This window comes from Thiomicrorhabdus sp. Milos-T2 (genome assembly GCF_000702325.1).
Taxonomy (GTDB): Bacteria; Pseudomonadota; Gammaproteobacteria; order Thiomicrospirales; family Thiomicrospiraceae; genus Thiomicrorhabdus.
The window spans coordinates 562,682-574,412 of sequence record NZ_KL370891.1 but is presented as its reverse complement, the minus strand read 5'-3'; the positions used below and the strand labels follow the sequence as shown (position 1 = coordinate 574,412).

7 protein-coding genes are annotated in these 11,731 nt (G+C 37.6%); all 7 read right to left on the bottom strand.

Features of this window, described 5'->3' with window-relative positions; translation table 11 throughout:
* Window positions 1-45: 45 nt before the first annotated feature.
* Complete coding sequence (locus BS34_RS0102450) at window positions 46-1,434, bottom strand: DUF2130 domain-containing protein (protein ID WP_029406967.1); 1,389 nt, start codon at window positions 1,432-1,434, stop codon at window positions 46-48.
* Between the two features lie 180 nt (window positions 1,435-1,614).
* Window positions 1,615-4,617: a DEAD/DEAH box helicase gene (locus BS34_RS0102445; protein ID WP_029406966.1), complete on the bottom strand. Its 3,003-nt coding sequence runs from the start codon at window positions 4,615-4,617 to the stop codon at window positions 1,615-1,617.
* A complete protein-coding gene (locus BS34_RS0102440) occupies window positions 4,617-6,008 on the bottom strand; it encodes an EH signature domain-containing protein (protein WP_029406965.1) in 1,392 nt (463 codons plus the stop codon). Before BS34_RS0102440 ends, BS34_RS0102445 begins: the two co-directional genes overlap by 1 nt.
* Window positions 6,008-6,907: an OmpA family protein gene (locus BS34_RS0102435; RefSeq protein WP_029406964.1), complete on the bottom strand. Its 900-nt coding sequence runs from the start codon at window positions 6,905-6,907 to the stop codon at window positions 6,008-6,010. The genes BS34_RS0102440 and BS34_RS0102435 overlap by 1 nt, the downstream gene beginning before the upstream one ends.
* Before the next feature lie 4 nt (window positions 6,908-6,911).
* Complete coding sequence (locus BS34_RS0102430) at window positions 6,912-8,957, bottom strand: hypothetical protein (RefSeq protein WP_038126238.1); 2,046 nt, start codon at window positions 8,955-8,957, stop codon at window positions 6,912-6,914.
* A 38-nt stretch (window positions 8,958-8,995) separates the two neighbouring features.
* Window positions 8,996-10,159, bottom strand: a complete 1,164-nt coding sequence (locus BS34_RS0102425) for a restriction endonuclease subunit S (protein WP_029406962.1) — start codon at window positions 10,157-10,159, stop codon at window positions 8,996-8,998.
* Window positions 10,152-11,726 (bottom strand): class I SAM-dependent DNA methyltransferase, encoded by a 1,575-nt coding sequence (locus BS34_RS0102420; protein ID WP_029406961.1) that lies wholly within the window; start codon window positions 11,724-11,726, stop codon window positions 10,152-10,154. Before BS34_RS0102420 ends, BS34_RS0102425 begins: the two co-directional genes overlap by 8 nt.
* Window positions 11,727-11,731 lie beyond the last annotated feature (5 nt).

Sequence of the window (11,731 nt, the reverse complement as noted above, 5' to 3'; positions counted from 1 at the left end):
TCAAAACTATAATTGATGATATAAATTTCATCAATTTGTACTTCATTATCCATTTAGCCCATCAAACATGGCTTTCATCGTTGGATTCTTTCGAGTAAGTTTTTTCACTGTCACATCCTGTGCTTTATTATTGGCTAAACGAAGGTTGCGATCTGAACTAATCAAAGCATCCTTAGTTTTTTGCAAGTGACTGATAGATTTATCAATTTCGTCAATTGCTGTTTGGAATTTACGTGATGCTAAATCGTAATTCTTACCAAAGGCGCTTTTGAACGTTTCTAAGTCTTCTTCAAAGCTGGTTACATCAACATTCTGAGCTTTGACTAATGCCAATTCCGTTTTGTACTGCAAAGAACTCATTGCTGCATTTCTTAAAAGCGTTATCATCTGAATAAAAAACTGTGGACGAATCACAAACATCTTTGGATAACGATGTGAAATATCGACAATTCCCGTGTTATATAGCTCGCTATCTGACTCTAACATAGAAACTAAAATCGCATATTCACACCCTTTCTGATTTCGGTCTTTATCCAGTTCTTTCAAGAAATCCTCATTCTTCTTCTTGGTCGCTGTGGCATCACTTTCATTTTTCATTTCAAACATGATTGAAACGATTTCTGTTCCACTAGCGTCAAGGTCTCGAAATATATAGTCACCCTTACTACCTGTGCTGGCGTCGTTGTCTTTTTCAAAATACGCCATTGGAAAAGCTGTTGCTCTAATGCGATTAAACTCTGTTTCGCAGTGCTGTTCTAACGTTTCGCCAACCATTTTAGTTGATAGACGAGCCTTCATATCCTTCAAACGTTCAATCGCCTCATCACGATCTTTAATCTGAGTTTCATAACGCTTTTTTAGTGCCTGCTCTGATAACTGTTTTTCTAGCTCAGTTCTTTCTAAACGACTTTTTAATTCACTTCGCTCTTGCTCTACTTTAACCACAGCATCTTGAATTGCCAACGTTTGCTGGTTCGTACTCGCCTCTAGCTGTGCCTGTAAACGCTGAATTTCGGCTTCTTTTTTTGCTTCGGCTTGTTGTAATTCTCTAAGAAGGTTTGCACTTGCTAGTTGAGATGATGATTCCATTTCATGTTTTGCTTGCTTCAGCGCATTAACCAATTCATCACGTTCTTTTTCCACGCTTTTTAATGCTTCAGAAACGGCTAGTTTCTTATCTGTTTCACCAGCATTTAGTTTCGCTTTTAACTCGTTAATCTGAGCTTCTTTATCAGATGCCGTTTTTTCCATCTCACGGACAATTTTCTCTTTCGCTAACTCAATTGCACTTTGTTTTTCCTTCTCTGCTAATTCAAGTCGTTGATTAATTTCTTGTTCGAAATCATCGTCTCGAACTTGCTTTAAAATATCAGCATAACCGGCTTCATCAACTTTAAAAGCTTTATTACAATGTGGGCATTTGATTTCATTCATGTCTTATCTCCAATTCTTTTAAAATGAGCACTTGTCAGACAAATGCATTAACCTATAAATAGCCGGAAGTATGCCATACAAACATTACTATAATTTTCAATAAGTTAGGAATTTACCAATTTCAAAATAGGTAACAAATAATACCTAAATGTATTTTTTATTATCTCTCTATATTGAATTTCAGGTATTAAGGACAGCCCCATCTTTTATTAGCTCAGCTTCAATTCTTGCAGCATCGTCTTTTCTTAAAACAGGCACTAAGAATTCTTTAGATAGTTCGCGCTTACTAGACAAAATTTTGTCCAAGATATAATCAAAGCTTCCTTGATTCAAAACTGGATGTCTAGCCATAGGATAGTAGACTGTTACGTCTTTGGTTTGTCCGATTCGATACGCCCGGTCAGTACATTGGTCTTCGACAGCAGGATTCCACCACCTAGTAAAGTGAATCACAATAGTCGCTTCTGTTAACGTTAAGCCAACACCAGCTGCTTTTGGTGAAAGTAAGAGAACATCAAACTGATTGTTTTTTTCTTGAAATTTATCCACAATCGCCATTCGTTTCTGTGCATCGACATCACCAAAGATTCGTTTCGGGTAGTGGTCCATTTTATAGCGTTGTTTTATGTAGACAGACAGCCATTCATGAATATCTTTAAACTCTATAAAAACTAATACTTTTTCGGCGTTAGCGTGTGCTTTGTCTAAGATTTCAATAAGAGCTTGATATTTAGCAGATTGCTGAATGTAATTTTCAGATTCTTCTGCTTGTGGTTCTGTGACTCTCACAGGATGAATAGAGGCCATTTTAAGTTTGCTCACAAGCTCAAGACCTGAAATTTTTCGGGCTTTACCAAGTTTAATCAATTCAGAATACTGCCACTCTTGTGCTTGAGGCATATCTACCTCAATACGTTGTTCTCTTTTAACAGGTAAGTCATCGGCAATATCCGACTTCATACGTCTTAAAATTGGAGCTGGGTTATCTCCTGAAGATTCCATCATTTGTTTACGTAGATTTTTTAATGCATCTATATCATCGACATTATATTTTTTAACAAATTCCTTTAATGAAACCATCCCCAAAGCGCCGGGGAGTAAAGTGTCTAGAATGGTCCATAAATCGGCCATACTATTTTCGATTGGTGTACCAGTAAGACCAATCATAAACTCGCTATTAAGAGCTTTAGATGCGTTAGTCATTGCTGATGTCGGATTTTTCACCTTCTGCATTTCATCAAAAATAATTGCTGAGAATTTTATGGAAGCCAGCGAAATGTGATAATCGCGCATAGTTTCATAATTTGTTAAGATCCACGCTGATTGCAAAACTCTCTGCATATCGAGAACCGCACCACCACAGGAAACATCATTTCCTTTAGATGGTGATTTCGCAGAACGATACAGCGATAAATTCTTTCCATACAGGAGAAGTGGATCACCTAAAACACCTTCTTCCAAATGCATATTGGCTTCCTTGCGCCAATTTTCTAATAGAGAAACAGGTGCAACAATTAGGATTGGAGTATTCGACTTTCCAAGCAATGATTTCTTCTGTTTAAGCCACCCTAAAAAAGCTAATGTTTGAAAAGTTTTCCCCAAGCCCATATCATCAGCCAACAAAACGCCAGGGTAACCTTTAGACCATGCTTCTTGTAGCCAAGAAACACCTGTTACCTGATGCTTTCTTAACTCATTTTTTAATGAATCGATAGATTCAAAACCCTCAAAAGAAGCTCGTTTTTGTAAGTTTTTGGTGAAATGCGTTTCATCTATATTATCTTCGGATAAAAGCACTTGCTTATCGGTTAGCTCATCAGCTTCTGGCGCAGGAGCATCCGGCTCTTCTGGTTCAACATGCTTATCTGTTGGTTCAGGAATATCATAACTTTTAACAAAATCAATTAACTGATTAACAGCATCGACAGAATTTTTATCCGCTTTCAGAAAAACTTTTTGTCCATCATTTCCTGTTACTTCGATTGATTCATTCTCATTTGAGATGGCTTCTTCGAGCTGGCCTTTTATCTTTTGAAGATTATCTGGCTTTAACCCCACGTTTTCGTTCCCTACCCTTAAAAAAAGCTCATCAGGCATCCAATCGTTTTTTAATCTTGGAATAACAGGCATTGCAGGAGGCACCCATAATCCTAGACCTAATACTCGTTCTGAAAAAGCAGAGGTTTCAATGAATAAAGATTCAACAGCCTCTATGGGCTGTTCTATATTATGGCTTTCAAAGTGATTGCTAATAAAGCTCGCTGGTGATTGTGCAAAGCGTTTTTTAACAGATTCATCTGAATGCTGAACTTGCTTTACAACATTTAAAGACTCTCGCAGCATTGGGTCAATAAAAACAAAATCATCTTTCCCTAATAGATAAGAAGCCTTTCCATCTGGATATTTATTGAAACACTCGTTCAGAAATTTATCTGACTCCGCAGGTGTGAAAATTTGATTCTCTATTTCAGGTGAATATTCTTCGTCTGCTAGACGATTAAGAGTCTCTTTTGAGAATAAAACAGGATCTATATTTAGACTGTCTCCTTTGTAGTTTAAGTCCACAGAGAAGGCTGAGGCATGTCGCAGTTTAATGTTTTGAAGCCTTTCATCCAGGTGAATAGCATCATAACTATCTCCAATTATCGGCTTAAGTGCTGATAATGCTTTCATTTTTTCATCAAATTCAAGCTCTGAACTTTCATTAAACTGGTTTAGCGATTTTAAAGTTTTGTATATTGGTGCAGGAATTCGATAAACCTCTTGCCCTACAAAAAGTAGACTTCCATCTTTATCCGCGAGAACTTTTCGACCAATACTATCTTGCCAGTAGGCTCGAATAATTGTTCCTTTTCGAGTTAACGGACCAGATAGTTCAACACGCATAGTATAGGGAACAACTGGGGGAAGGCCTAAAGAGCTTGCTTGATGCTCAGCTAATTCCGATAAAAATTGATAAGACAGCCTATAACTATTGTCTTGTTGGTCTTCAACAACGCCATTACCGTCTTCAGCTGCAATTAATAACTTTGACAGCCCTGAAGCGTGGTGACTTAAGTCATCAAGCCATTCGCTGGTAGGTTTCTTTTCTCGAACATTCTTAAAGAAGAGTTTTTTGGTTTCTTGTTCTAGAAATAGCTTTATTCCTTGACCAGGTAGCAATTCATATACAAATTTTTCCACTAGTAATAACCTTTCTTCAGGACTTTATGAGAGATACCAGTATTTTGTCTGATAAACTCTGCTACTTTCAACTGCCAATTAGAATGATGATCCATAAACACTTCGTTTCCATACCCTGAATATTGGGACGTTAAACGATAGCCATCGTAACGGATATGATTTGCACTGTATTCCGCTTCATAAAATTTAGGGGCTTTAATGGAATTGTTGATATACAGCCTAACTCGACCTGAATGCGTCCATTCCGAAATAATAAGCCCGCCAATTTTCATAATAATCACAGAGTGGTTAGATTGAACTGAACCAGAACCTCTTTTAAATTTAGCAAATCCTGCGCTTTTTGAAAGAAGCCCTTCTCGTTGTAGTTTTTTAGCCTGTAGATGCGCTTCAGTTCCAAATATAACCCATGAATCTGATATAAATTCATTCTTTAAGTAGTAGCTCCAAAAGTCTTTTCGCTCATTCCAATGCCCCAAATCTGCGACTGCATCTAGAACTTGAATTAACATTTCAAATGACTCTTCTGTCAGCCAGCGTTTGATAATTTTTTGATATTCTTCGTCAACCGATGACCAACGTTGCGGGAAAACTCTAGGGTCTCTTAAATTACTTAAAAATAAATGTTTTAGATATTCTTTCAATTCCTTTGAAGGTAATTGAGAATCCCAATACCCCAGTAATGCCTTTGCATAGAGGTTCTCATAACCATTCATAGAAAATACTTCTTGCCCTTTATCGTTTTCAGAAAAGAATACCGTTTTAAAATGATTTAATCTCTCAGACTGATAGCCAAAACGAAGCATTTCATTCGCAACAAACTTAAAAGATTCTCGCATGAACTTAGATGAAAAAAGTAACCCTGTTAACTTAATAGCTTTAAGTTCAGCTAACGAGTTTTCAGACTCTAGTATTGTAGTGGCAATTTTTTGTGGAGCTGAATCATCAAGTACTTGTTTATCTCTGATTGCTATAGAGAGTTTTTTAGGCAAAACATCTAGCTTAATTCTCAAGATGTTTTGCAAAGCCTTTGAATGTTTACTGCCGTAGCTTTGATAATAAGCAATCAGAGCAGCTTTAACCAAAGAAGGTCTATCTGATTGCTTTAAGTCTTCGACAATTTGAGTCCAAAGAGGATTGAGGTGAGGATATTCTTCAAACTTATCCATTGCTGCAAACAATAATGACTTTTTCTCTCTCAGAGACAAAGTTTTCGTTTCAAGCCAACTCTTCAAAATTTGATTAATATCTGCTGTGCTAATCTCTATAGATTCTCTTGCTTCCGAGAGCTTTTCAAGTTGTCTTAGCGTTTTTTCTGTATGTAGTATTTTATTTAGCTGAACCGGCAATAACGTTGTCTTAGAATTAAATATGCTTAGCGAGTTTTTAAACATTATTCAATTCCAAACTTCTTCTTAAAAGATTCAAGTTCAGCTTGATTCGCAGGCATAAACATTAAAAATCGAATATCAATTCTTCGATTTTTTTCTCTACCTTCTCGTGTACCATTGGTTGCTAAAGGTCTTTGATCGCCAAAGGCCGATACACTCAATACTTGTTGTGCAAATGGATTTTTATATGTAATAAGTGATGGCTGAAAATTTACCATTGCTTCATAACTATTTGTGGCGCGTCTTGCACTGAGTTCAAGATTGTTTTGACTACCATCCTCTAAAACTCGAGAGACTGGAATACTGTCTGTGTGTCCCTCAATAAAAATAGTTTCGACTAATGTTCCAGATGGATTACAAGCTTTTTCTATTTGTTGGCTTTTACCCACTAAAACAAAGCATTTAATTTCCTCATCAATTACATTAGAAAGTTTACTGATTCGTTCAAAAGCGGTAGGAAGCTTACCTAAGTCAGACGAAGCAGAAGCAAATAAAGTATCTCCGGGAATTGTAATCACTCCTTGAGCTACATTCGCAGTTGCCTCAATTCCTTGATCTTTTAAACGGGATTGAATTTTTAAAATAACAGTCTCCCGGGTTTTAGTACTTTCAATTGAATATTTCTCATATTCATTCGCTACGGATAAAAGATTAAGCAATCTCTGAATTTCAGTTTCAAGCTCAGTCACTTTTTTCCTAAGCTGTTCTACCAGATTCTCCAGGTCGGTGATTTCTGTATTTAATTCCTGAACCTTTTTCTCGTGAACAGGTTTGGGAATCGAATCTTCCGTTTGAATTTGAAAAGCAAAAAAGGCCACCATGATAATAAAGATAAATAAAACCCCAACCATCATGTCGGTCATCGAGACAAAGTAGTTTTCTTCTGTATGTTGATTGCGCATAAAACTATCTTCTCAATCTAGATGATACTTCTTCAATCGCATCAGTTAATTCATCAACTAGGCCTCCCAGCTGATTTATCGATTGGCTGGTGTTACTATCCAATTTATTAGAGAACTGTGACAATTTATCAAGATTGCTGGTCAGACCTTCTACAAGACGGTTAAAGGCTCTTTCCATCTCTGCATCCAAGCCCTCAAGACGGCCAGCACTGCTTTGCCAAATATTTCGTAGGTCAGAAATCGCTTCACCATTACGCTCTAGAACATCTTTATTTGCTGTCATCGCTTCTGAAGAGGAAGCTATTAATTTCTCATGAAGCTCTGAAGAGCTTGTAATTGCGTTATTGATTGATTCAAGAATAGAAGAAGAACGCTGTGAAACCTGTAATAATTGATCTGTTGAGAGACTGATCGCTTCTTTAGAAGTTACTAATGCAGAACCTGACTCCTGAAGTCTATGGTTAATCGACTCTAATGAGGTATTTACATTTTTAAATGAAGTTGAGCTTTCTTGTGCCTTTTCAGCCCAATTATCTACCGAAACTTGTAACTTAGCTGCACTATCTTTCATTTCTGCATTCATTGAATTAAAGTTATTCATAATCGTTTGTTGTGAGTCAGCCATACTGTTAGAAACATTCTCGGTAATCTGTTGCATAGATTGGTCTAATGTTTGTGTGAGTCTCCCCGAATGCGTACTTAGAGAATCGCCTACTTGTTGATTCATCACTGCCATTTGTTCAGACATATTTTCTAGTGTTATTTTAAAAGATTCACTCATTGCATTCGAGATATCATCTGCACTGGAAGCAACTGAACTTGACAACTGTTGGATAATATCCTGAGTAGCTTGATTTTGCTGTTGAGCATCAGATAAGAAATTCTCAAACTGACTCGAAAGGAAGTTGGAGTTTTCCTTAAAGCTTGAGCTGGCTTGATTGGCTGCGTCATTTAACTGCGAAGAAACACTGCCCATAATGCTTTGCAGTTCAGAAAACGCTGACTCTAAAGACGTATTGATATGACTGCTGCCATTGTTTAAGTTGGATGAGGCTTGTTCAAGTGAACCTACCAGTGTATTCAATTGCGTTACTACTTGATCCATTGCTTGAGTGCTCACACCCGAGATTTGATCCGTAAACTGTTTAGCCATTTCTGACAAGGCATCTTGATTGTTTTCTCCCATTCTGGAAGCCGTTTCAGCAATAGAAGAAACAACAGGTTCAAAAGTTTTATTCAACTCATCAGATAACGCCATTGGAATCGTGTGAATCGCCGCTGAGACCGTATCGCCAATTTTTACAGCAATTCCATCTGCCAGAATTTCTAGCTCTTTGGTCTGCTTCATGGAGTGTGCAAGTTGGCGAGCCGTTAAAGACTCTGCATTCGCATACACCAAACTCTGTTCCAAAAGTTCATTAAACTTATCCAATAATTCATGATTTTTATGCCTAACGGATGCAAAACGCATCTCTTGAACAAGCGAGGCACCAAGACCTGAGACCGAAGCAACAAATTTTACACCGGCAGTTGCCAATAGCATTTGTAAACCAATGATTAGTTCGTCATTATTACCACCATCAAATAACTTGCCGGTAAAGGTTAGTGCAATAATCAAACCGATAAATGTTAGAAGTAAACCAACACCTACAAAGGTGTTGCTCGAAATCCATGGTCGAACTGCCGAAAACACTTCTTCAGCCTTAAAGTATTCTTGAGGTCTTTTGGTATTTTGATACAACTTAAATTCTGGCGAATCAATCTCTTCATAAGGAGGGATTAATGTCTCCGTAAACTCAGACCAGTAATGTTTCAATTGTGTTTTTTGGATTTTTTGGTCTATGGTTTGAAAGCTCTGGGTAAAGGAATGCTCTGGATTTTTTAAATCCATACTTTCTTTTAATATGTCAATTCCTTCCATTAAACCTGTCTTTGCATCATTTGAACGAGAACTCAGTTTTATCAGAGATATAACTAATGTAAGCACAAATAAGCCAAACATGGCATACGGGAAATAAGAGTTACTAACAAATGCGTGTATTGTTTCCATATTTAAAATATCTTCATTCCATTATTTAGAGTAATGCTTTATTTAACCAGTTCGCCACGAAAGGCTTTTTGGGAAAGCGATTTGGCGAGGTGTTCGATTTCGGTTTCGCTTGTTTGCATTTTGGCTTTTAGGGCTTCGACTTTTTTGACAATTTGCTCAAATTTAATTTGTTCGGTTTTTGGAGGAACCATCACTTCAAATGATTTAAGCTGTGAAGCTGTTAGTTGAGGAACTGCTGCCCCTTGGCCAATTGATTTTAGATAACTTTGTATAGGCGAGCTATTTATCAACGCATGCAGAAAAACAGAATTAATTTTGTCATCATGAGGACGAATTATCATAATTTGCGCATTTATAAAACCGGTATTGTATTTACAATCAAAAATTGCACAGTTTGCCAAAGTTCCTCTTAGAGTAATAACTAAATCATTTTTTTGAAGTTTGCCCCGCGACAACTCTGAAAACTTTTGCTCAGTAATAAAGTTAGTTTCTTTGAAACTCAAAAAACCATTAACAATATTTTTAGTATTTAAAAATAAGATACCGCTTTCAACCAGGTCGGAACCACTAGGATATTTACTAGAACGGTCACCGTTTTCAAAATCACATACTTGTATCATTGTTTGCTTACCCCACCCCTTAGGATTGGTGATTGGGTCGCCGAAGAGGTCGAGGAAGGTGGCGCGAAGGTATTCGTCGGCCAGTGCCAAGGCTTGTTGGCGTTTTTGCTTTAACGCCTCCGCTCGATCCAAAATCTCCGCAATGTATTTTTGAACTTCGATTGAAGGTAATGGAATTTTAATTTCATTGATTTTTGTTACGGATAAATGTTTTACGGTGACAGCAGGTGTGTTTCTTTCAATAATTTTTAATTGTTTTGGTAAGTAATGAAGTAGATAGTGTTCATCAAGTTGTGTGTCATCGGCAGAATTTATTTTACATACTCGCTGATTTAATAATGCTAGTCCACCATTCCATCTTGATACATTAAATTCCCCATCCATACCTATAAGAATGTCACCATTATTAATTAAAAAATTAGGATTGTACTCACCATTAAAATATGTATCACTATAACCACGTTTAACATCTCTTATTCTAATTAAAGGTAAGCCAAGAGAATCATTATTAAAACAACTTGAGCTAAAAGCAAAGCCCGAAAGAATTTTCACATTTTTCTTCAATGATTCCTGCTTAACCATTCAACAAACCCTCTAAACCATTAAGTTCATCTATTATTTCTTCTTCAATACGTTTCAAAGAATTTAGTAAAACTATGGGATTTTTGTAAACTTCCTCTTCATAGTTAGTTTCTTTATAGCGGTTTATCGACAAATCGTATTTATTGCTGGCAATTTCTGCTTTATCAACCAAAAAGGCTTTTTGAGTTTTATCACCAAAGGCTGTTTGAATCGCTTTTTCATCCCCAGCATTTAACCAGGCCTGGTAGTTTTGCCATTGTTTTAAACAATCCGGTAAATCATCTGCATCAATTTTGCTACGCTTATCATCCAGACTGTAACCATCGGCTTCTAAGTTATAAAACCAGACCTTATCTGTACTGCCGCATTTGGCAAAAAATAGTATGGCAGTGGACACCCCTGCATAGGGTTTGAATACGCCTGATGGTAAAGAAACTATGCCTTCAAGCTGGTTGTGTTCAATGAGCGTTTCACGCAGTTTTTGGTGGGCTTTACTGGAACCAAATAAAACGCCATCCGGCACAACCACCGCGGCACGCCCTCCAAGCTTGAGCATTCTTAGAATTTGCGCTACAAACAGTAATTCAGTTTTTTTGGTTTTGACCATACTGAGAATTTTGCCATCGACATCTTCTTCATCCAACGAGCCTTTGAACGGAGGGTTAGCGAGAATTAAATCAAAACTGCCTGTAGCAAGCTTGGGATGGCGTTCGCTAAAACTTTGGCTTAGCGTATCCTGGTAGTAAATACCCGGTTGCTCTACACCGTGCATTAATAAGTTCATGGCTGCAATTCGCAACATGGTGGCATCAAAATCAAACCCAAATAAGGCACTGTTGTTTAGGTGCTTACGCTGCTCATCAGTTAACAAATCTCCGCTATAGGTGGCTTGTTGTTCTTTTTCGCCTTTTTGGTTAATGATGGTTTCGTAATGCACCCCTTGTTCAGAGGTGTATTTTTGTAGCAAAAAGTCGTGTGCTTGCTGTAAAAAACCGGCTGTTCCACAGGCTGGATCGGCAATGGTGTTTTCGACTGTTGGGTCACACATATCAACCATCATGCGGATAATATGGCGTGGCGTTCTAAACTGGCCGTTAATGCCTGCTGTGGTGAGCTTAGAGAGTAGATACTCATATAAATCGCCTTTGGTGTCACTGTCTTCCAATGGCAGTTCGTTCACTTGGTTAACCGCACTAACCAATAGGTTAGGCTTTTGCACCATCAGCTGAGCGTCTTTTAGGTAAGTTCCCAAAAGGCTTTCTGATGAACCGGCGAGTCGTTTAAAGTGCGGAAACACTTCGTCACGAATGGTGTGCAACATTTGCTCGGCACTTTGGTGACGAAAGCTGTCCCAACGAATGTGTTGTTCATCATCATTAAAACGACGATTAAACGGCTTGTTGGTAATTTGTGCGCGTTTTTCGTCTTTGCGCTCTTCCATATCCAATAAGCGAGCGTACATTAGAAAAGTGACCTGCTCAATCACAGTGAGCGGATTGGCAATGCCACCTTGCCAGAATTCTTGCCAAAGTTTGTCGATTTTACTTTTTAGTTCGCCTGTAATCATGTGTT